General features: G+C 72.8%; 17 protein-coding genes. 12 read left to right on the plus strand and 5 right to left on the minus strand.

What is annotated here, in order from left to right; genetic code table 11:
• Positions 1-38: 38 nt before the first annotated feature.
• Positions 39-491, minus strand: a complete 453-nt coding sequence (gene bcp, locus VQH23_RS18390) for a thioredoxin-dependent thiol peroxidase (protein WP_338662178.1) — start codon at positions 489-491, stop codon at positions 39-41.
• Positions 488-3481 (minus strand): bifunctional [glutamine synthetase] adenylyltransferase/[glutamine synthetase]-adenylyl-L-tyrosine phosphorylase, encoded by a 2994-nt coding sequence (locus VQH23_RS18395; RefSeq protein ID WP_338662179.1) that lies wholly within the window; start codon positions 3479-3481, stop codon positions 488-490. Before VQH23_RS18395 ends, bcp begins: the two co-directional genes overlap by 4 nt.
• Positions 3482-3498: 17 nt before the next feature.
• Between VQH23_RS18395 and VQH23_RS18400 the strand changes: the two genes are divergently transcribed.
• The 4 genes from VQH23_RS18400 to VQH23_RS18415 all read left to right on the plus strand — a co-directional run bounded on the left by VQH23_RS18400 (position 3499) and on the right by VQH23_RS18415 (position 9680).
• Entirely contained in the window at positions 3499-6726 is a 3228-nt protein-coding gene (locus VQH23_RS18400) for an AsmA-like C-terminal region-containing protein (protein ID WP_338662180.1), read from the plus strand.
• Positions 6727-6790: 64 nt separating this feature from the next.
• A complete protein-coding gene (gene dctP / locus VQH23_RS18405; protein ID WP_338662181.1) occupies positions 6791-7795 on the plus strand; it encodes a TRAP transporter substrate-binding protein DctP in 1005 nt (334 codons plus the stop codon).
• 3 nt (positions 7796-7798) lie between these two features.
• Positions 7799-8332, plus strand: coding sequence for a TRAP transporter small permease (locus tag VQH23_RS18410; protein ID WP_338662182.1), 534 nt, complete (start codon positions 7799-7801; stop codon positions 8330-8332).
• A 67-nt stretch (positions 8333-8399) separates the two neighbouring features.
• Complete coding sequence (locus tag VQH23_RS18415; RefSeq protein WP_338662183.1) at positions 8400-9680, plus strand: TRAP transporter large permease; 1281 nt, start codon at positions 8400-8402, stop codon at positions 9678-9680.
• Between the two features lie 56 nt (positions 9681-9736).
• On the opposite strand, the gene VQH23_RS18420 is transcribed toward VQH23_RS18415, so the two are convergent.
• The gene (locus VQH23_RS18420) at positions 9737-11284 is read right to left on the minus strand and encodes an EAL domain-containing protein (protein ID WP_338662184.1); all 1548 of its coding nucleotides are present in this window, start codon (positions 11282-11284) and stop codon (positions 9737-9739) included.
• A gap of 46 nt (positions 11285-11330) precedes the next feature.
• The gene (locus tag VQH23_RS18425; protein WP_338662185.1) at positions 11331-11882 is read right to left on the minus strand and encodes a peroxiredoxin; all 552 of its coding nucleotides are present in this window, start codon (positions 11880-11882) and stop codon (positions 11331-11333) included.
• A gap of 149 nt (positions 11883-12031) precedes the next feature.
• Here VQH23_RS18425 and VQH23_RS18430 point away from each other — a divergent pair, with 149 nt between their 5' ends.
• Positions 12032-12265 (plus strand): hypothetical protein, encoded by a 234-nt coding sequence (locus VQH23_RS18430; protein WP_338662186.1) that lies wholly within the window; start codon positions 12032-12034, stop codon positions 12263-12265.
• 47 nt (positions 12266-12312) lie between these two features.
• Here the strand turns inward: VQH23_RS18430 and VQH23_RS18435 are convergent, their stop codons facing one another.
• The gene (locus VQH23_RS18435) at positions 12313-13632 is read right to left on the minus strand and encodes an FAD-binding oxidoreductase (RefSeq protein WP_338662187.1); all 1320 of its coding nucleotides are present in this window, start codon (positions 13630-13632) and stop codon (positions 12313-12315) included.
• A 110-nt stretch (positions 13633-13742) separates the two neighbouring features.
• Between VQH23_RS18435 and VQH23_RS18440 the strand changes: the two genes are divergently transcribed.
• Genes VQH23_RS18440 through ggt form a run of 7 tightly spaced genes read left to right on the plus strand, consistent with a single transcriptional unit; the run spans position 13743 to position 20961 of the window.
• Positions 13743-14855, plus strand: a complete 1113-nt coding sequence (locus VQH23_RS18440; RefSeq protein ID WP_338662188.1) for an extracellular solute-binding protein — start codon at positions 13743-13745, stop codon at positions 14853-14855.
• 3 nt (positions 14856-14858) lie between these two features.
• Positions 14859-15791 (plus strand): glyoxylate/hydroxypyruvate reductase A, encoded by a 933-nt coding sequence (locus VQH23_RS18445; protein WP_338662189.1) that lies wholly within the window; start codon positions 14859-14861, stop codon positions 15789-15791.
• Between the two features lie 2 nt (positions 15792-15793).
• The gene (locus tag VQH23_RS18450; RefSeq protein WP_338662190.1) at positions 15794-16564 is read left to right on the plus strand and encodes a class II aldolase/adducin family protein; all 771 of its coding nucleotides are present in this window, start codon (positions 15794-15796) and stop codon (positions 16562-16564) included.
• Positions 16561-17640 carry an ABC transporter ATP-binding protein gene (locus tag VQH23_RS18455; RefSeq protein WP_338662191.1) on the plus strand — a complete coding sequence of 360 codons (1080 nt, stop codon included), beginning with the start codon at positions 16561-16563 and terminating at the stop codon, positions 17638-17640. Before VQH23_RS18450 ends, VQH23_RS18455 begins: the two co-directional genes overlap by 4 nt.
• Positions 17637-18482, plus strand: coding sequence for an ABC transporter permease (locus VQH23_RS18460; RefSeq protein ID WP_338662192.1), 846 nt, complete (start codon positions 17637-17639; stop codon positions 18480-18482). The genes VQH23_RS18455 and VQH23_RS18460 overlap by 4 nt, the downstream gene beginning before the upstream one ends.
• A 1-nt stretch (position 18483) precedes the next feature.
• The gene (locus VQH23_RS18465; protein WP_338662193.1) at positions 18484-19269 is read left to right on the plus strand and encodes an ABC transporter permease; all 786 of its coding nucleotides are present in this window, start codon (positions 18484-18486) and stop codon (positions 19267-19269) included.
• A 33-nt stretch (positions 19270-19302) separates the two neighbouring features.
• The gene (gene ggt / locus VQH23_RS18470) at positions 19303-20961 is read left to right on the plus strand and encodes a gamma-glutamyltransferase (RefSeq protein WP_338662194.1); all 1659 of its coding nucleotides are present in this window, start codon (positions 19303-19305) and stop codon (positions 20959-20961) included.
• The last annotated feature ends 6 nt before the right edge of the window (positions 20962-20967 follow it).

Genomic DNA, 20967 nt, shown 5'->3' on the forward strand with positions numbered 1-20967 from the left:
GCCCGGTCCAACGCGCCGCGCGCGGGGCAGGCGTGCCTTCAGGCAGCGCCGAGCAGCAGGGCGGCGTGCTCGGCGGGCTTCACCTTGCGCCAGATCGCCTTCACCGTGCCGTCCTCGCCGACGAGGAAGGTGCTGCGCTCCATCCCCATGTACTTGCGGCCGTACATGGATTTCTCGACCCAGGTGCCGTAGGCGCCGGCGAGGGACTGTTCCGCGTCGGAGGCCAGCGGGAAGGTCAGCCCGAACTTCTTTGCGAAGGCGTCCAGCTTCTTCACCGGGTCGGGCGAGACGCCGATCACGGTGATGCCGGCCTTCATCAGGGCTTCCAGGCTCTCCTGAACCCCCTGGGCCTGGACGGTGCAGCCGGAGGTATCGGCCTTCGGGTAGAAGTACAGCGCGTAGCGCTTGCCGCGCAGGGCGCCGGCGCTGATCCGGCCGCCCCCGTTCGCCGGCAGGTCGAACTCCGGCGCCTTGTCCCCGACCTCGATCATGCGGCCCCCTTCAGCGACAGCGGCCCCAGATGGCGCTCGAAGGATTCGCGCACCTCGGAGGCGGTCCGGCGCATCCTCTCGCACAGGCAGGCCAGGTCAACGGGCGCGCCGCCCTCTCCCCCGCCGCAGGCCGGGGCAAGGCCGTGGATGAGGACGGGAACGGCGGCCGCGGGCAGCTCCTCGCCGCGCGGGCGGCCGACGGTGAGGCGGAGGAGGGAGAGGAGGCTGCGCCAGAAATGGTCGGCCCGGATCAGGGCCTCGGCCTCCTCCCGCGGCAGGATTCCGGCGCGGGCGAGGTTGGCCAGGGCGTCGCGCGTGGCGGGGGCGACGAGTTTCGGGTGCTCCGCGGCGTGAGCGCATTGCAGGGCCTGGGCAATGAACTCCACCTCCACCAGCCCGCCCGGGATCGCCTTCACGTCCCAGGGGCCCTCGGGCGGCAGGTCGCGCAGCATGCGCCGGCGCATCGCCAGCGCGTCCGCGATCGCCCCCGGGCCGGCGTGGATGGAGAGGGCCTCGCGGCAACACTCGGCGATGCGCTTGCGGAGCGCGGGCGGGCCGGCGACGGGGCGGGCACGGGTGAGGGCCATGCGTTCCCAGGTCCAGGCCTGGCCGCCATCGCCGACCTTCGGGCCATGATACCGCTCGAAGGCGCCGATGCTGGCGGCAACCGGGCCTTTGTTGCCGGAGGGACGGAGCCGCATGTCCACCTCGTAGGGCTTGCCCTCCGCGCCCGGGGCGGTGAGGGCGGCCACGAAGGCGGTGGCCAGGCGGGCGAAGTAGGTCGGGACGGGCAGGGGCTTCGCGCCGTCGCTCTCCGTCGCGCCCTCCGCGTGGTCGTAGATGAGGACGAGGTCGAGGTCCGAGCCCGGCAGCATCTCCCGGCCACCGAGCTTGCCCATGGCCACCACGGCCACCGCGCCGCCGGGCACCTTGCCGTAGCGGGCGGCGAAGTCCCGCGCGACCACGGGAAGAAGCGTGGTGATGGCGGCGTCCGCCAGCTCGCTGCGGGCGATACCGGCGGCGTCCGCATCCAGCGCGCCCTCCAGCGCCGCCACGTCCACCTCGAACTTGCCCTCCGTGATGATGCGGCGGGCGGATTCCAGCGCCTCCTCGTAGTGGCGGGCGGTGCCGACGAGCGCGGGCAGGGCGGCGGCGGAACCGCCCCGGACGTTGGTGAGCAGGCCCTCCAGCGCGGCGGGGTCGCGGGCCAAGTGGTCCGCCAGCGCCGGCCCGGCGCCGAGAATCCCGGCCACGCGGTCCAGCAGGGCGGGGTTCCGCTGGAAGAGGGAGAGGATCTGCACGCCCGCCGGCAGGCGCTCCAGCAGGGCATCGAAGCGGGAGAGGGCGGCGTCCGGCTCCCTCTGCCGGGCGAGGGCGGCCAGCAGGGCGGGCATCAGCGCCGTCAGCAGCTCCCGCGCCCGCTCGCTGCGGGTGGCGCGGCGGTGGCCGTGGTGCCAGGCGCGCACCGTGGAGGAGGCAGCGCCGGGGTTGGCGTATCCCATGCCTGTGAGCGTCTCGAGCGTGTCCGGGTCGTTCTCCGGCCCGGTGAAGACCAGGTTGCCGCCGGGGGAGGTCTCCCCACCCGGAAGGGAGAGGGCCGGGGCGACCTCGAACTGGCGGGAGTACTGGCTGGCAACCCGGCGCAGGTGAGCGGTGAGGGCGGCGGCGAAGGCCTCCGTGTCCGGGTACCCCATGAAGGAGGCGATGCGGGCCAGGCCGTCCGGGTCCTCCGGCAGCCTGTGCGTCTGGCGGTCCGCCACCATCTGCACGCGATGCTCGACGTCGCGCAGGAAAACATAGGCGTCGGCCAGCTCGGCCGCGGCGCGCCGGTCCATGCGGCCGGCCGCGGCCAGGGCCGCGAGGGCGCCGAGGGTGGTCGGGTCGCGCAGGCTCGGATCGCGCCCGCCCCAGACGAGCTGGGCGACCTGGGCGGTGAACTCGATCTCCCGGATGCCGCCGCGGCCGAGCTTCACGTCGTGCCCGGCCACCGCAATCTCGGCGCCCGCCCCGCGCTTGTTGCCGTGGACCGTGTGGATCTGGCGCTTGATGGAGTGGATGTCCGCGATCATCGCGAAGTCCAGGTGGCGCCGCCAGACGAAAGGGCGGATCTCCGCCAGGAAGGAATCGCCCAGGGCGCGATCCCCGGCGACGGGGCGGGCCTTCAGCATCGCCGCCCGCTCCCAGTTCTGGCCGAAGCTCTCGTAGTAGGCGATGGCGGCGGGGATGGAGACGGCCAGCGGCGTCGCGGCCGGGTCCGGGCGCAGGCGGAGATCGGTGCGGAAGACGTATCCCTCCGCCGTGCGTTCCTCCAGAAGGCGCACGAGATCGCGCGCCAGGCGGACATAGGCCGCCTGGGCGCGGTCCGGGTGCACCGCCGCCGCAGGATCGAAGAGGACCATCAGATCCACGTCCGAGGAATAGTTGAGCTCGCGCCCGCCGAGCTTGCCCATGCCGAGCACGACGAGGCCCGAGCCGCGCGCGAGGGCCTTCGGGTCGCGCTTGGCCGCGTTGGGCAGGCCGATCTCGCCGCGCCCCGCCGATTCGCGCAGCAGGTGGGCACAGGCGAGGTCGATGCAGGTCTCGGCGAGGGTGGAGAGGGCGCCCGTGACCTGGTCCAGCCCCCACTCGCCGGAGAGGTCCGCGGCGGCGACGATGAGGGCGGCCTGGCGCTTGGCCTGGCGCAGCGCGGCGCCGAGTTGGGTGAAGCTGGCCGCGGGATCGGCGCGGCCCAGCGGGTCCAGCGCGGCGGCGAAGGCCGCATCGGCCCCGCGCTCCGCCAGGCGCAGCAGGGTGGTGGCCTCCCGCAGGGCGAGGTCGGCCAGGAAGGGCGAGTTCCCCCCCAGCGCGGCGAGCAGGCCGGCGCCGGCGGGGGAGGCGGCGTAGGCGGCCTCCGCCGTGCCGCGCTCGGCGAAATCGGTGGTCAGGCGCTCCGCGGCCCCGGGGTCGTATGGGGCTGGCGGGCGGCGGCGGACGGGCTCGGCTTCGGGCATGCGTGGGAAGGCAAGGCGTGAGGCGGCCCTTCGGTCAAGTGGGGCTCTTCATCGGCCGGTCCGTGCTGGGGGGAATTTCCTTCCTGCTGCGGCTGGCGATGCTGCTCGTCCTCGTGGCCGGGGCGGGGGTCGCGGCGCTCGGCTGGCGGCTGGCGCAGGGGCCGCTGGCGGTGCCCTCCATTCCCGGGGTGAACCGGGTGGTGGCGGAGAGGTTGGCGGGGCTGGCGCCGGGGCTGGAGTTCGGCTGGGGGCAGGCCTTCGTGGCCTGGAAGGGCTGGGAGGGCGGCGCGCCGCATCCGCTGGAGCTGCGGCTGGATGGGCTGCGGGCAGTGGACGGGGCGGGGAGCACGCGCGCCTCGCTCGGTTCGCTGGAGGCGAGCGTGGCGCTGCCGCCGCTGCTGCGCGGCATGGTGGCGCCCGTGCGCGTGGTGATGCGGGAACCGGTGGCTCTGCTGCGGCGGGACATGGGCGGGGCCCTCTCGCTCGATCTCGGCGTGTCCTCCGGGCCGCTCGACACCGCGGAGCCGGGGGGGGCCGCGCCGGAGCAGGGGGTCCGGGCGGGCACGGACGCGCTGGCGAAGATGCTGCGCGGCGACGACCCGGCCTCGCCCTTTTCCGCCCTGCGCGAGTTCCGGGTGGAGAACGGGGTGGTCCAGGTGCGGGACGATCCGCTGCGCCTGGCCTGGGCCATCCACGGGGTGTCGCTCCTCCTCACGCGCGGCGAGGAGAGGGCGGTAGGGATCGCGGGCTCCGGCGGGCTGCGCCTGGCCGGGCAGGAAATCCCGGTGCGGATCGCCGGACGCGCCGGGGGGGAGCCGCTGGTCGCGGAGGCCTCGCTGGAGATCGAGTCCGTTAGCCCGCCCGCGCTGGCGACCGCGCTGCCCTCGCTCGCGCCGCTGGCGGCGCTGGAGGCGGAGCTGGGGGCGCGGTTCCAGGCCCGCTACGATTTCGGGAACGGGGACTTCTCCGGGCGGGCGGAGGTGCGCTCCTCGCCCGGGCGGATCGCGGCGGGGGAGAGGCGCACGGAGTTCCGGGAGGCGGAGCTGGTGCTGGCGGGGGACGGGCGGCGCATCGCGGTGGAGCGCTTCGCCCTGACCCTGCCGCCTGGCGCGCCGGGGCGGCCCTCGCCGCGCGTCAGCCTCTCCGGCGGAGCGGACCGGCAAGGGGAGCGATGGCGCGGCCGGGTGGAGCTCGGCATCGACGCGATCGCGGTGCCGGACCTGCGGACCCACTGGCCTCCCGGCGTCGCCGAGGGTGGGCGGCGCTGGATCACGGAGAACCTGACGACCGGGCTGGCGCGGGACGGGCGCTGGTTCGCGGAAGGGGAGGCGGCGGCCGACTTCTCCGACCCGCAGGTGACGGATGCGGGCGGCACGCTGCGGGCGGAGGGGCTGACGGTGCACTGGCTGCGCCCGGTGCCGCCGCTGGAGGGGGTGGACGGGACCGTCACCTTCTCGATGAAGGAGATCGTCATCCAGGCGCGCGCCGCGCGGCAGAGCGGTACGGCGCTGGCAGTGCCGGAGGCGCGGATCCGCATCTACGACCTCGGCGTGCCCCTACCGAACGTGGAAAAGGCCGACATCGAGGGACGGATCACCGGCCCCTTCGCGGACGCGATCGCGCTGGTGCGCCACCCCCGGCTGAACCTGACGGAGAAGGTGCCGGTCCGGCCGGAGCAGCTGGGCGGGGCGCAGGAGACGCGGCTGACCATCACCGCCCTGCCGCTGCTGAACGACCTGCCGATCGACGAGCTGAAGCTGGAGACGCGGACCCGGATCACCAATGGCCGCGTGGCGAACGTGGCGGAGGGGATCTCCGTCGAGCGGGCGCAGCTCGATGTCGGGCTGACGGTGGAGGGGATGACGGTAGCGGGTAGCGCGCGCGTGGGACCGGTCCCGGCGCGGCTGAGGGCGGAGCTGGACTTCCGCTCGGGGCCGCCGGCCCAGGTGACGGAGCGTGTGCAGGTGGAGGGGCGCGCTATGGCCGCGGATCTGGCGCGGTTCGGGGTGGATGTGGCGCCTTACCTCGGCGGCGCCTTCGGCTTCTCCGTGCAGGGGGAGCGGCAGCGGTCCAAGGCGGTGCGGGCGACGGTGGCGGCCGACCTGCGGGAGGCGCGGATCGCGCTGCGGCCTTTCGACTACGCCAAGCCCGCCGGGGCGCCCGCGCGGGCGGAGGCGGTGGTTCGGCTTCGCGGCGAGGAGCTGGTGGCGGTGGAGGGGCTGCGGGTGGAGGGGCCCGACCTCTCCGTGCGCGGCGGGGTGAGCTTCCGGCCGGGCGGCGCGCTCGCCGGCGCGGAACTGCTGGAGGCGCGGATCGGGCCGAGCCGCCTGGCCGGACGCGTGGTCTCGCCGGGCGCCTCGGGCGAGCCCTGGGACATCCGGGTGCGCGGGACGATGCTGGACGCGGAGGGGCTGCTGCGCGACCTGGGCGGTGCCGAGGATACGGGGCGCTCCGGACGGGAGAGCGGCTCCACCCCGCTCCGCGTGGATGCGGCGATCGACCGGATGCGGCTGGGCGGCGGGCGGGAGCTGGCGCCGGTGCGGGCCCTGCTGTTCCGCGACGCGCGGGGCGTGATCCGGGAGGCGGCGCTCAGCGCCCGCGGGGTCCGCGGCGGCGGGGTGGAGGCGGCGGTGGTGCCGCGCGGCGCCGGGCGGGCGATGGAGGCGCGGGCGGAAGGACTGGGAACGCTGCTGCGCGACCTCGGGGTCTTCGACGCGGTGGACGGGGGCGACTTCCACGCCTCCGGCACCTGGGCGGGGAACGAGCCGGACTCGCCGCTGACGGGGGTTGCGGAGCTGCGCGAGTTCGGGGTGCGGGAGGCGGCCTCGATCGGGAAGTTCCTGCAGGCGCTCTCCATCTACGGCATCCCGGAGGCGGTGCAGGGGCCGGGGCTGCGCTTCACGGTCGCGAGCGCCCCTTTCACCTACACACCGCAGGTCCTGACGCTGACGGAGGCCCGGGCCGTCTCCGCCTCGCTCGGCTTCACCGTGGGCGGGCGGGTGATGCTGGAGGCGGAGCGGCTGGACCTGCGGGGGACCATCGTGCCCTCCTACGCCGTGAACTCGGCCCTGGGCCGCATACCCGGCATCGGGCGGCTGTTCACGGCGGAGCGCAATGGCGGGCTCTTCGCCGCGAACTTCCGGGTCTCGGGCAAGCTGGACGATCCGGACCTCCAGCTGGACCCGCTCTCCCTTCTCGCGCCCGGGGCGCTCCGCGGGCTGCTGCCAGGGGGGCAGGAGCGCTGAGCCGCGCTTGACCGACGGAAGGCGCAGGGCCAAACCGGCCCTAACGAAATCCGGAGGACGCCCGATGGCTTCCCGACGCAACTTTCTTGCTCTTCCGCTCGCCGCCGCCCTGCCGCTGCCGGCCGTCCGCTCCGCGCGTGCCCAGGCCGCGACGGTGATGCGGCTCTCGCACCAGTACCCGCCATCCCACCATATCGCGGGCGTGCTGGCGCGTTTCGCGGAGGAGGTGAAGACGCGCAGCAACGGCGCGGTGGACGTGCAGGTCTTCCCCGCCGAGCAGCTGGCGAAGGTGGCCGAGAACTTCCCGGGCGTAGCGCGCGGCGCCTTCGAGGCGGCGGTGGCGACGAACTTCACCTGGGGCAACACCATCCCCGAGATGTCGGCCCAGACCATCCCGTTCTTCTTCGCCGACCTGGAGAGGAACCGGCGCTTCCCCGCATCCGAGGCGCGGAAGTTCCTGGACGGGGTGACGGCGCGGCGGGCGGTGCGCTCGGTGGCGTGGCTGTTCACCACGAACCGGGCGATCTTCACCTCGCAGCGCAGGCCGCTGGTGGCGCTGGAGGATTTCCGCGGCATGAAGATCCGCGGGATCAACAGCCTGATCGACACCGCGCTGACCGCGGCCGGTGCGGCGCCCGCCGCGACGCCGGCGCCGGAGGTGGTGGGCGCCCTGCAGTCCGGCGTGCTGGATGCAGGGCTGACGGACGTCTCGGCCGCCGTGTCCCGCCGGTTCTACGAGGTGCAGAAGTTCGGCACCGTCTCGCCCTTCTTCGCCGTCTCCACCCAGGTCTACGTGAACCCGCGCTGGTGGGACCGGCTGCCGGCGGAGGGGCGCGGGGTGATCGAGGCGGCGCTGGCGAAGGCGGAGACCGAGGCGGTGGAGGTGACGGTGCGGACCGCCGACGCCGCCGTGGGCGAGCTGCGCGAGAAGGGGATGACCGTTCACGAGCAGACGCCGGAGCAGGTGGCGGCCTGGCAGGCGGTGATGCAGAAGCCCGTCATGGACGCCTTCCTGAAATCCGCGCCGGAGAGCGGGCCGCGGCTGCTGGACCTGCTGCGGGCGGTCTGAGCGATGCAACGCGCCGTCGGCCTCCTCTCCCGCCTTGCCTGCGGGCTGGCCTCGATCTCCACCATCGTCTGCCTCGTGCTGATCGGGTTCTCCGTCGCGGCGCGCTACCTGTTCCACGCGCCGCAGCCCTGGGTGGACAAGGTGGCGGGGTGGCTGGTGGTGGCGCTGGTGCTGCTGGCGGCACCGGAGGCGCAGCGGCGCTTCGAGCATATCGGGGTGGATGTGGCGGTTTCGCGGTTGGGGCCGAGGCTGGCGCGGGCGGCGAACGTGGTCGGGGCGGCCTCTGTCGCGCTCGTGGCTGGCATCCTGCTCTGGGCGGGGTGGGAGACGGTGGAGTTCTCCCTGATGGTCGGGATGATGACGGACATCCCCGGCGTTCCGGAGTGGTGGGTGCAGGTACTGCTGCCGATCGGGGCGGCGGTGCTGCTGCTGGTCTCGGTGGCGCAGTGCCTGGTGCTGCTGGCGGGCGGGACGCCCGACTACCTGCCCACAGGCGACGAGGAACTGCCGCGCGACACGCTGGCGCGGGGCGAGTAGCACGGCGGATCGCGGGAGGGCCGGGGGCCCGGACGCGTGAATTCGCCGACCTGACCGAGGTCTTTCGATGTCCTTCCTGATCCTGATGGCCGCTCTGATCGGCCTGCTCTACCTCGGTCTGCCGATGTTCGCGGCGCTGTTCCTGCTGCCGCTGGGCGTGCTGCTCTATGTGGAGGGGGGCGTGCCCGCGCTGGGCGAGATCGTCCTCGGCAACCTCAACGGCTACCTGCTAGTGGCCATCCCGCTTTTCATGATGATGGCGCATGTCATGGTGCGCGGGCGGGTGGTGGACGACCTCTACGGCGCCGCTTTCGCGATGCTGCGGAACGTGCGGGGCGGGGTGGGCATCGCGACGGTGGTGGCCTGCACGATCTTTGCGGCGATCTGCGGCTCCTCGGTCGCGACGGCGCTGACCATCGGCAAGATCGCCATCCCGCAGATGCTGCGCTACGGCATGTCCCGCCGTGGGGCCTTCGGGGTGGTGGCGGGGGGCGGCACGCTCGGCATCCTCATCCCGCCTTCCGCGCCCATGGTGCTCTACGCCTTCGTCACGGAGACGAGCGTGGGGGCGCTCTTCCTGGCGGGCCTGTTGCCGGGGCTGATGATGGCGGTGATGTTCGCAGGCTACGTCTGGATCACCGAGAAGCGCGCCGTGGCGCCGGCGGACGAGCCGCCGCCGGAGCGCGTCGCGACCTCCTTCCGGCGCGCCGGGTGGTCCATGACGCTGCCGATCTTCGTGCTGGGTGGCATCTACATGGGGGTCTTCACCGCGACGGAGGCGGCGGGGGCGGGGACCATCTACGCCATCCTCATCGCGGGCGCGATCTACCGCACCATCACCTGGCGGGACCTGTGGGACGGTGTGCAGGACGCCACGCGGACGAGCGCGATGCTGCTGCTGATCATCGCGGGCGCGGCCGTGTACGGCTACATGCTGACGAAGCTGCACATCCCGCAGGAGCTGGCGGCGCTGGTGACGGAGATGGGCCTTTCCCGCACCGGCTTCCTGGTGGCGATGATGGTGCTGCTGTTCCTGCTAGGGCTGGTGCTGGAGAGCTTCTCCATCATCCTGCTGACGATGCCGGCCATCCTGCCGGCGATGGCGGGGCTGGGCATCGACAAGGTGTGGTACGGGGTGCTGCTGACGCTCTCCCTCGAGATGGCGCTGATCTCGCCTCCCGTCGCGATGAACCTCGTGGTCATCAAGGCGATCACGGGGGCGCCGCTGAGCGAGGTGAACCGCTCCATCATCCCCTACATGCTCATGCTGGCGGCCGGCACGGCGCTGCTGATCGCGTATCCCGGCATCGCGCTGTGGCTGCCGCGGCAGGCGGGGTATGGCGGGTAGGGTTCTCCGGAGGCCGCTTCACGCTTCCCGGCAATGCCGCCCTGCAGGGATCCGTTCTACGCTTTCGGGAGGGGGCCGGGGCGCGCGAAGAGGTAGCCCTGCGCCATCTCCACGCCGAGGGAGGCCATGACGGCGGCGTGCTCCTCCGTCTCCACCTGTTCCGCGATCACGCGTGCGCCGACGGCGAGGCTGAGATCGACCATGCTGGCGACGAAGGAACGGTCCTTCTCGCTCCGCAGAGCCGCCTGGACGTAGGCGCCGTCCACCTTCACCCAGTCCACCGCGAAGTTGCGGAGGTAGCGGAACGCGGCGGCGCCGGCGCCGAAATCGTCGATGCAGAGGGCGATGCCGCGGTCCCGCAGCATGTCGATGGTGGCACGGGCCTCCGCCTCGTCCTCCACCTCCACGGATTCGGTCAGCTCGACCATCAGGCGCGGGACGAGGGCCGTGCGGGCGTCCAGCCGGGCCTCCAGCGCCTGCCGGAAGCGTGGGGACTGCATGGAGAGGCCAGAGACGTTCAGGGCGATGCTGGCCCGTGGAGAGAAGCGCAGCGCGTCCAGCACCGTGTCGGCCACGGCGAGGTCCAGTTCCTCCGTCAGCCCCACCGTCTCGGCGCAGCGGACGAACTCCTCCACCCCGCCCTCCCGCGGGCGCAGCAGCGCCTCGTGATGGTGGGTTCCGCGCCGCTGCAGGTCCACGATGGGTTGGTAGAGAAGGCTGAAGCGACGTTCCGCGATCGCGCGCCGGACCTCGCCCGCGCGCGAGGCGATCTGGCGAAGGGACTCCGTCAGCCCGCCTTCCGGCACGCCCTCCACCCCGTGCCCGGCGAAGCGGGAAAGGGCGTGGCGCAGGGCGCGCGTGGCCTGGGCCGGGGTCAGCCCCGCCGTGTCCAGGGAGAGGCTGCGGGCCGAGACGTCCCCGGGCAGCCCGTGCGAGCCGAGCACCGCCTCGATCCGGGCGACGAGGGCGGCGAGGTTCCCGGGCTCGGCCCCCATCACCAGCCCGTAGCGGCCCCGCGCCAGGCGGCCGGCAAGGCTGCCGCCGGGCTCCGCCAGCAGGGCGGCGTCCAGTGCGCCCTCCACCTCCGGCCGGGCGCCGATGGCCTTCCGCACATCCTGCGGCAGGTCGATCAGCGCCAGGGTGCCGTGCCCGGCCGCGCCGGCCGCGGCCCGGGTGAAGACCGTGCGCGAGGCCATGCTGGCGGCCTGGGGCGGCGCGGGAAGGGGGCCGAGGGTGAGGCAGAAACGGCCTCCGGGACCGGCGGGGGCGAGGCCGGCGAGGCAGAAGTTCGGCCGCCGCGGGCCGTTCAGCCGGGTGGCGGTGGGCGGCAGCCTTCCGCGCGTGGCGAGGATCTGCATGGCCAGGCCGAGCGCGCTCCGCTCCTCCGCCGCGAAGAGGCTTTCCAGCGGGCGGCCGACGAAGGCATCCGGCGTCTCGCCGAGATGGTGGCGGAAGGCGCCGGCCGCGAAGGTGACGATGCCCTGCGGGTCGGTCTCCACCAGCAGGTCGGCCGCGGCAAAGGCGAAGGTGACGAAGATGTCCCGTGGGTCCGCCGCCGTCCGGCGAACAGGGCCGGGCGGTGGGGGCGCGCGAAGGGGTTCCATACCGGCAGGTTGGACGGCCCCGCTGAATCCCGGGTTAAGGCCGCGGTCAACGGATCTTGAGCGTCTCCTCGCCTTTCTGCCAGTTGCAGCCGCAGAGCTCGCCGGTGAGGAGGGCGTCCAGCACGCGCAGCGTCTCCTGCGGGTTCCGGCCCACGGCGAGGTCGTGGACGGAGACGTGCCGGATGACTCCCTCCGGGTCCACGAGGAAGGTGGCGCGGAGCGGCACGCCCTCCACCGGGTCGAGGATGCCGCACTCCCGCGACAGGTTGCGCCGGACGTCGGAGAGCATGGCGAAGGGAAGGTTGCGGAGCTCCTGGTGATGCACCCGCCAGTGCATGTGCACGAGCTCGCTGTCCAGCGAGACGCCGTAGAGGACGGTGTTGCGCGCCTCGAACTCCCCGGCGAGCCGGGCGAAGCCGAGGATCTCCGTCGGGCAGAGAAGGCTGAAGTCCTTCGGCCAGAAGAAGACGAGCTTCCAGCGCCCGGCATCATCGGCGTCGCTCAGCGTGGTGAAGGCGGTCCTCGGGTCCAGGCCGCGCGGGCCGCCCTCCACCGCCGAGAGCCGGAAGCTGGGAAAGCGGTCGCCGATGGTGAGCATTCGGGTCGGGTTCTCCTGGTCGCCCGGTTGGGACCGAGGGGGAACGGGCCGCGCGACGCGCCGTTTCCCCACGTGCCGAAGTGTGAGCGCGCGGGAACCGCCCTTTGATGCGGGAGAGCGGCCCAGAATCTCCTGCCGCTCCTGAAGGGGTGACGGGGATGGTCATCGAGGACTGGTACGAGCGGAGGGGCGTTCCGGAGGAGTTGGCGTGGCGGACGGCGCCCACCGAGGCGGCGATCGTCCGGGATACCAGCGCGGAGGTGCCGCGCGGCGCCGCGCGCGACGGGACCGGGAGGGAGCGGCGGGAGGCGAGGCTTCGGTTCCGGGGAACCCCGCGCGGGATGCGCGTCTCCGTCATGGCGGCACGGCCGGGCGCGGCCTGACGGGATTCAGGCTGGCCGGGCGAAGCTGACGGGCCGCGGTGCGGCGTTCACGCGGCCATCCGGTCCACCCTGTCGCGTAGCCGGTACCAGCCCCCGACGAGTGGCAGGAACCAGGGGCGGCCGGAGTAGCCGGGGGCGGTGGGGAAGGGCAGGTCGGCCAGGGCGAAGGGCTGGTTTTCCGCCCCGGCGATCCGCAGCGCTGCCCGGTGCCCGAGCCAGCTCGCCATGGCGACGCCGGAGCCCTGGCAGCCCGCGGCGTAGTGGATGCCCTCCTGCGTGCCGATGTGCGGCAGGAAGTCGAAGGTGAAGGCGACGTTGCCCGTCCAGGCGTGTGTGATGCGGGTCTTGGCCAGTTCCGGGAAGACGGCGGTCATGAAGCCGTGCAGCACGGGGGCCGCCTTCTCCGGTGTGGTCGGGCCGAAGGAGGCGCGGCCGCCCCAGAGCACGCGCTTTCCGTCCGGCGAAGGGCGGAAGTAGTTCAGCACGCGCTTGGTGTCGCTGATCATCCGGCGGCCGGGGAAGAGGCGGTCGATCGTCTCGGCGGGCAGTTCCCCCGTGGCGATGGTGTAGGAGCCGACGGGGATCAAGCGGCGGGCCAGCCAGGGCATGGCGCTTCCGCCCGAGGCATCGCGGCTGTAGCCGTTGGTGGTGACGAGGACGGCATCGGTGCGCAGCGCGCCGCGCGAGGTCTTCAGCACGAAGCCGCCGCCCTCCTGCGCGATGCCCTGCACGCGGGTGGAATCGACGAGCGCGGCGCCGGCCTTCGCGGCGGCCCCGGCGAGGCCGCGCGCGTACTTGCCGGGGTGCAGGCTGCCCGTGGCCGCGGCGAGCATGCCGCCATGGTAGTGGTCGCTGCCCAGCGCCTCGTGCTGGCGTTCCCGCGGCAGCATGGAGGCGGGAAGGCCGGTCGCGCGCTCGATGAAGGCCACCTTGGCGGCCTGGGCGCGGTGGTGGGCGGGGGTCCAGGCGGCGGCGAAGCGGCCGCAGCGTGTGTAATCGCAGTCGATCGCCTCCCGCGCGATCAGCTCCTCGATGAAAGGGAAGGAGGCGGCGGCATCGCGCGCGATGGCGGCGGCGCGATCGGTCCCGTGCGCGCGCTCCAGCTCGCCAGAGGCCAGCTTGAGGCCGCCCGAGACCATGCCGCCGTTGCGGGAGGAGGCGCCCCAGCCGATCCGCTCCGCGTCCAGCACTACGGGGCGGTGGCCGAGGCGGGCGAGGGTGAGGGCGGCGGAGAGGCCGGCGTAGCCGCCCCCGACCACCGCGACCTGCGCGCGATCCGGCAGATCGGCCGGGCGCGGCGCGGGCTCGGCGGCCTCCCACCACCAGGGGGTGGTCCGGGAGCCGTCGGCGAGGAGAGGATGGCTCATTGCGTCGGCGCCCCGGCTGGTATCAAACTTGCTGAGAAGCTTCCCAGGCGACGATGAGGGTCGCGCCGCATCGTCGTTCCGGCAAGCCCGGGGCAGAGGGGGAGAGAGGCATGTCTCAGAGCTTCCACGAGGACTGCGCCGAGCTGGCGCGGCGCGCGGCCGAACGCGGGGTGCTGCCGCGGCGCGGGGCGCTGAAGGCACTCGGCGCCCTCGGCCTGCTGCCCGCGACCGGCGGAGCGGCGCGGGCGCAGGCGGCAAAGGAGTTGGTGATCTGCAACTGGGGCGGGCTCGCCAACGAGGGCTTCTCCCGCAACTACGGCGCGCCCTTCGAGGCGGCGAATCCCGGCTTTAAAGTCGCGATGAACAGCACCGGCCCCTCGGCCGGGCGGATCAAGAGCATGGTGGACAGCCGGGCCGTCACCTGGGACCTGTGCGACAGCTCCGCCTCCGCCTCCCGCGTGCTGGGGAAGGACAACCTGGTCTCCAGGATCGACTACAACGTCGTGAAAAAGAGCGACGTGATCTCGGAGGCCTTCGCGCTGGAGTACGGGGCGGCGCCCTACTCCTTCTCCTCCGTGCTGGCCTATGACAGCGCGAAGTTCCCCAATGGCGGGCCGCAGAACTGGGCGGACTTCTTCGACACCCGCAGGTTCCCGGGCACGCGGCTGCTGCGGCGCGACGCGCTCGCGGTGCTGGATGCCGCGCAGATAGCGCTGGGGAAGGATCCGGCGAGGCTCTATCCGCTGGATGCGCGCGCCTGCCTGGCGAAGATCCGGGATATCCGGCGCAACGCCGTGTTCTGGAACAACGGCTCGGAGAGCGAGCAGTTCCTGCGCACGGGCGAGGCGACGATGGGCATCATATGGCACACGCGTGCGAAGGTGCTGGAGGACGAATCGAAGGGCCGGATCAAGTTCACCTGGAACCAGGGGCTGCTGCAGGCCGGGATCTTCGTGATCCCGCGCGGCAACCCGGGCGGGGCGGACGCGCAGCGGCTTCTGGCGAGCATGCTGGCGAACCCGGAGCCGCAGGTGGAGCTGCTGAAGCTGCTGGGCAACGGCCCGACCAACCCGCGCGCGGCGGCGCTGGTGCCGCAGGAGTTCAAGCGCTTCAACCCGACCGACCCGGCGAACGCCGCGCAGCAGGTGACGCTGGACGGCAACTGGTGGGGTGACAACTACACCGAGCTGAACCAAGAGGTGATCGACATCATCACGGGTTGATCCATGCTTGTCGTGAAGGCTCCGGGCACGCGCTACATGAAGCAGTGGTGCGACAACCTGGCCCATTTCGTGCCCGGTCTCGAGGTCCGGCCAGGAACCGAGGAGTTCGCGCCGGAGAAGGTGCGCTACGCCGTGACCTGGGAACCGCCGCTGGGCTGGCTGGCGAGCCTGCCGAACCTGGAGATGGTCGTCTCCATCGGGGCGGGGGTGGACCACATCACGCGCGACCCGAACTGGCCGCGGCACCTGCCGCTGGTGCGGATGGGGGGCGCGGAGATCGGGCAGCGCATGGGCGAGTACGTGGCCTGGGCCTGCCTGCACCTGCTGCGCCTCGGCCGCACCTACGCCGTGCAGCAGGCGGAGGCGCGCTGGCACTACGTGAACACGGAGTCCACGGCGGAGGACCTGACGGTCGGCATCATGGGCATGGGCACGCTCGGCGCGCAGGTCGTGCCGATGCTGCGGGCGCTGGGCTACTCCGTCGTCGGCTGGTCGCGCGGCCGCAAGCAGGTGGCGGGCGCCGAGAGCTTCGCGGGGCCGGAGGAGTTCGACGCCTTCCTCCGCCGCAGCAACGTGCTGGTCTGCCTGCTACCCTCCACGCCGGAGACGACGGGGATCATCGATGCGGACCTGCTGGGGAAGCTGCCGGAGGGCGCGGCGGTGGTGAATGCCGGGCGCGGGCCGCATCTGGTGGTGCCGGACCTGATCGCGGCGCTGGATTCCGGCCATCTCTCCGGCGCGGTGCTGGACGTGTTCGAGCCGGAGCCGCTGGCGGCCGACAGCCCGCTCTGGGCGCATCCGAAGGTGACGGTCACGCCGCACGTGGCAAGCGTGTCGCGCGTGCGGGAACGGGCGCAGTTCGTGGCCGACGTGATCGCGGCGTTCGAGGCGGGGCGGCCGGTGCCGAACCTCTTCGATCCCGTGCGGGGGTACTGAGAATGCCGCTTCCCCCGCCGCCGGTGCGGCCCGATCCGAATCACGTCCCGACCGAGGCGGAGCTGCGCCGCGACCTGGCCTGCGCCTACCGCCTGATCGCGCATTTCGGGATGACGGACCTCGTCTACACGCATCTCTCGGTGCGCGTTCCCGGCGAGGGGCACCGCTTCCTCGTCAATCCCTACGGCCTGCTCTTCGAGGAGATCACGGCCTCCTCCCTCGTGCTGGTGGATGCGGAAGGAGCGCCGGCGCAGGAGACGAGCTGGCCGGTGAACCCGGCGGGCTTCGTCATCCACTCCGCTCTGCACATGGGCGCGCCGGGCGCGCACTGCGTGATGCACACGCACACGCTGGCGGGCATGGCGGTGGCCGCGCAGAAGGGCGGGCTGCTCCCGCTCAACCAGATCAGCACGGAGTTCCACGACCGCGTGGCCTTCCACGACTACGAGGGCGTGGCGGCGGACGACAACCTCGGCGAGCGCGAGCGGCTGGTGCGGGACATGGGCGACAAGCCGGCCATGGTGCTGCGCCACCACGGGCTGCTGACCGTGGGGCGGACCGTGGCCGAGGCCTTCTACTGGATGTACTACCTGGAGCAGTCCTGCCGCATCCAGGTCGCGGCCCAGTCCTCCGGCGCTGAACTGGACATCCCCCCGGAGGATGTGGTGCTGCGCGCGCGGGAGCAGGGTGGGAACAGCCCGGTGAAGGGCTGGCTCGTCTGGCAGGCGCTGCGGCGGAAGATGGACCGCGAGCAGCCGGACTACATGGCGTGAGCGCCGCCGCTGGGCACGCGCTCTCGCTCCAGGGAGTCGGGAAGCGCTACGGCGATTTCGTGGCGGTTCACGACGCCTCGCTGGAGGTGGCGAGCGGAGAGTTCCTGACGCTGCTCGGGCCATCGGGATCGGGGAAGACCACGATCCTGATGATGGTCGCGGGCTTCGTGGAGCCGAGCGCGGGGCGCATCCTGCTGGATGGGCGCGACATCACCGCCCTGCCGCCGGAGCGGCGTGAGTTCGGCATGGTGTTCCAGGGCTACGCGCTGTTCCCGCACATGACTGTGGCGGAGAACGTGGCCTTCCCGCTGCGGGTGCGCGGGCTCGGCCGGGCGGAGCGGGACGCGAAGGTGCGGGCGGCGCTGGACCTCGTGCAGCTCGTGAGATTCGCGGAGAGAAAGCCCTCGCAGCTCTCCGGCGGGCAGCAGCAGCGCGTGGCGCTGGCGCGTGCGCTGGTTTTCGACCCGGCGCTGCTGCTGCTGGACGAGCCGCTCTCCGCTCTCGACAAGAAGCTGCGCGCGGAGCTGCAGGAGGAGCTGAAGGCGCTGCACCGGCGGGTGGGGCGCACTTTCATCAACGTGACGCACGACCAGGAGGAGGCGCTGAGCCTCTCCGACCGGATCGCGATCCTGAACCACGGCAACCTCGTGCAGGTCGGCACGCCGGAGGCGCTGTACGAGCGGCCGGCGACGCGCTTCGTGGCGGACTTCCTGGGCAAGTCCAACTTCATCGAGGGCGAGGCGGAGGCGGATGCGGGCGGCATCGCCCTGCGGCGCGGCGGCGCGCGCGTGCTGGCGCGCGGCTTGGCCAGCGGGCGCGCCGTGCTGTCCCTGCGGCCGGAGAAGATAGCGCTGCTGCCAGAGGGCGGCGCGGAGGACAACGTGGTGGAGGGGCGGATCGCCTCCTGGTCCTATCTCGGCACGGGGTACGGGCTGGTGGTGGAGACGCCGGATCTCGGGCCGATCCGGGTGCACCTGCCGGCCTGGCGCGCGGCCGTGGCGCCGGCGGAGGGCCTGCCCGTGCGGCTGGGCTTCTCGCGCGACGCCGCCGTGGCCGTGACGGAAGACGCGGCTTGAGCCCCAGGGGCCGCGCTGCGCTGGGCTGGTGGGCGCTGATCCTCCCCGCCTTCCTGCTGCTGACCGCCTTCTACCTGGCGCCGATCCTTCAGGTGCTGGCGATCAGCGTGACGGAGCCGCGGCCCGGCCTCGGCAATTACGAGCGGCTGTTCACGAGCGAGAGCGTGCAGCGCGTGATCGTCACCACCCTGCGGATCGGGGTGGTGACGACCACGATCGCGCTTCTGCTGGGCTACGTGCTGGCCTACCGCGTGGCGATGGCCGGACCGCGCGCGCAGCGCTGGTGGCTGCTGGCGGTGCTGGTGCCGCTCTGGATCTCCGTGCTGGTGCGGGCCTTCGCCTGGGTGACACTGCTGCGCCGGCAGGGGCTGGTGAATGAGGGGCTGCTGGCGGCGGGAGTGATCCAGGAACCGCTCGCCCTGGTGTGGAACGAGTTCGGCATCGTCGTGGGGATGGTGCACTACATGGTGCCCTACGCGGTGCTGCCGATGCTCTCCGCGATGCGGGAGATCGATCCGCGCGTGCTGGCGGCGGCGCGGGGGCTCGGCGCCTCCCGCGGGGCGGCCTTCCTGCGGGTGTTCCTGCCGCTTTCCCTGCCCGGCGTGATCGCGGCGGGGGTGCTGGTCTTCATCTTCAGCCTCGGCTTCTACATCACCCCCGCCCTGCTCGGCGGCGGCAAGACGCTGATGGTGGCGGAGTGGATCAAGCTGCAGATCCTGGACCTGATCCGCTGGGGGCTGGGCGCGATGATGGCGACGGTGCTGGTGGTGGCGATCCTGGCGACGCTGGCCGTCTTCTCCCGGCTGGTGAACCTGCGGCGGCTCTTCGGGGCGGGGGGTTAGGATGGGCGGTTACCGGCCGGGCCTGCTGAACGGCGCCGTCGCCTGGGCGACGGTGATCTACCTCATCCTGCCCATCACGATCATCCTGCCGGTCTCGCTGACGGACCAGCGCTTCCTCTCGCTGCCCCAGCAGGAGATCTCCGGGCAGCATTACCTTCGGCTGCTGACCACCCCGGCCTGGACGAACGCCATCCTGCAATCGGCCTGGATCGCCACCATCTCCACGGCGCTGGCCGTGGTGCTGGGCACGCTCTGCGCGATCGGGTGCTGGCGGCTGTCCCGGCGCAGCACGGATCTGGTGCGGGCGCTGATGCTGCTGCCGATCATCATCCCCAGCATCGCCTACGCCATCGGGCTCTACCGCTACTTCGCGACCCTGGGGCTGCTGGACAGCTTCCTCGGCGTGGTGATCGCCCATGGCGTGACGGGGATGCCCTATGTCGTCATCACCGTATCCACCGCGCTCGCGGCCTTCGACACACGGCTGGAGAGTGCGGCGCGCGGGATGGGCGCGTCCCTCCCGCAAACCCTGCGCTGGGTGATCCTGCCCCGGATCGCGCCAGGGATCGTCTCCGGCGCAATCTTCGCCTTCATCCATTCCTGGGATGAGCTTGTTGTGGTTCTCTTCATCGCCTCACGCCGGGTGTTCACCCTGCCGCGCAAGATCTGGGACGGGATCAACGAGAACCTGGACCCGGCGATGGCCGCGGTGGCCGTGCTCCTGGTGGGGATGACGGTCCTGCTTCTCTTGCTGGACCTCATGCTGCGCCGCCGACGTGAGGAGTGACGCCCCGCAGCGGGGTGTAAGGAGAGGGAAGCCGTGACCGAGAAGCACCCCGTCACAGCCCGCAAGGGCGTGGTGGTGACCAACCATCCCCTGGCCTCGGGCGCCGGGGCGGAGATGCTGCTCGCCGGCGGCAATGCCGTGGACGCCGCCGTCGCCGCGCTCTTCGCCCTGACGGTGGTGGAGCCGATGATGGTGGGGATGCTCGGAGGCGGGGTGGCGCACCTGCGGCTGCCGGATGGGCGGCACGTGGTGGTGGACGGGCTCTCCACCGCCCCCGCGGCCGCCCGGCCGGACATGTACCGGCCGGTCTCCGACACCCTCCCGGACTACCAGGAGACGGAGGGGCGGGCGAACCATTTCGGGCCGCTGGCGATGGCGGTGCCCGGGGCGCTGCGGGCCTGGTGCCACACGCTGGAGCGCTACGGCACCCTGCCGCTGGTTGACGTGATCGACCCGGCGATCCGGATCGCCGCGCGGGGCTGGCGGGTCACGCCCTACCTGGCGGACTGCGTGGCCGACAACGCGGCGGAGCTGGCGACCGATCCCGGGCTGACGAGCGTGTTCCTGCCGGGCGGCTCTCCGGTCCGGGCGGGGCAGAGGATCGTGCGGGCCGACCACGCGGACAGCCTGCGGCTGGTGGCCAAGGCGGGGCCGGACGCGCTCTACGACGGGCAGCTCGGCGACGCGCTGGTGGGGCACATGGAGGCGACGGGCGGGCTGATCTCGGCCGCGGACCTGCGCGGGGTGGCGCCGATCGAGCGGGAGCCGGTGCGGGCCACCTACCGCGGCCACGAGATCCTCGGGCCGCCGCCGCCCTCCTCCTCCGGCGTCCACATCGCGCAGATGCTGAACGTGCTGGAGGGGTTCGATCTGCGGGGGATCGGCTTCGGCACGCCGGACGGGGTGCACCTGCTGGCGGAGGTGCTGAAGATGGCCTTCGCGGACCGGGCCGTAGCCACCGCCGACCCGGCCTTTGTAAACGTGCCCGTGGCGCGGCTGACGGACAAGGCCTACGCCGCCGCGCGCCGCGCCGAGATCAGGATGGGGCGGGCAGGGGAGTGGCAGCCCGGCGCGGGGCTGCTGGAATCGGCGAACACCACGCACGTAACCGTGGCGGACGGCGCGGGCGGCATCGTCTCCACCACCCAGACGATCAACGGGCTGTTCGGCGCGCGCTTCACCGTGCCGGGCACGGGGATGATCGCGAACAACTACATGTACAACTTCGATCCGCATCCCGGAAAAGCACTCTCGGTCGAGCCGGGGAAGCGGGTCTTCACCTCCATGGCGCCGATGATGGTGCTGCGCGAGGGGCGGCCGGTCGCGGCGCTCGGGCTGCCCGGCGGGCTCCGGATCTTTGGCTCGGCCATGCAGGCGATCATCAACCTGCTGGACCACGGCATGACGCCCCAGGAGGCGGTGGAGGCGCCGCGGGTCTGGACTCAGGGCCACACGCTGGAGCTCGAGCCGGGCATCCCGGCGGAGACGGAGGCGGCGCTGGCCGCGCGCGGCCACCGGGTGGAGCGGGTGCGGACGATCGGCGGCGGCATGGGGGCGATCGCTTTCGACGGGGACGGGACGCTGACGGGCGCGGCCTGCTGGCGGGCCGACGGCACGCCGGTGGGTATCGGCGGCGGGCTGGCGCGGGCCGGGGTGCGCTTCAACCCGGAGGCCGGGGTACCGAAAGGCTGATCCGCC

Origin of the sequence: Pararoseomonas sp. SCSIO 73927 (genome assembly GCF_037040815.1) — a bacterium.
Classification (GTDB): domain Bacteria; phylum Pseudomonadota; class Alphaproteobacteria; order Acetobacterales; family Acetobacteraceae; genus Roseomonas.

Coding starts and splice junctions, on each gene's coding strand:
- VQH23_RS18440 (WP_338662188.1), top strand. CDS start 13,743: ATGTCTCAGAGCTTCCACGAGGACTGCGCCGAGCTGGCGCGGCGCGCG.
- VQH23_RS18420 (WP_338662184.1), bottom strand. CDS start 11,284: ATGGAACCCCTTCGCGCGCCCCCACCGCCCGGCCCTGTTCGCCGGACG.
- VQH23_RS18395 (WP_338662179.1), bottom strand. CDS start 3,481: ATGCCCGAAGCCGAGCCCGTCCGCCGCCGCCCGCCAGCCCCATACGAC.
- VQH23_RS18425 (WP_338662185.1), bottom strand. CDS start 11,882: ATGCTCACCATCGGCGACCGCTTTCCCAGCTTCCGGCTCTCGGCGGTG.
- VQH23_RS18410 (WP_338662182.1), top strand. CDS start 7,799: ATGCAACGCGCCGTCGGCCTCCTCTCCCGCCTTGCCTGCGGGCTGGCC.
- VQH23_RS18450 (WP_338662190.1), top strand. CDS start 15,794: ATGCCGCTTCCCCCGCCGCCGGTGCGGCCCGATCCGAATCACGTCCCG.
- VQH23_RS18465 (WP_338662193.1), top strand. CDS start 18,484: ATGGGCGGTTACCGGCCGGGCCTGCTGAACGGCGCCGTCGCCTGGGCG.
- VQH23_RS18445 (WP_338662189.1), top strand. CDS start 14,859: ATGCTTGTCGTGAAGGCTCCGGGCACGCGCTACATGAAGCAGTGGTGC.
- dctP (WP_338662181.1), top strand. CDS start 6,791: ATGGCTTCCCGACGCAACTTTCTTGCTCTTCCGCTCGCCGCCGCCCTG.
- VQH23_RS18435 (WP_338662187.1), bottom strand. CDS start 13,632: ATGAGCCATCCTCTCCTCGCCGACGGCTCCCGGACCACCCCCTGGTGG.
- bcp (WP_338662178.1), bottom strand. CDS start 491: ATGATCGAGGTCGGGGACAAGGCGCCGGAGTTCGACCTGCCGGCGAAC.
- VQH23_RS18415 (WP_338662183.1), top strand. CDS start 8,400: ATGTCCTTCCTGATCCTGATGGCCGCTCTGATCGGCCTGCTCTACCTC.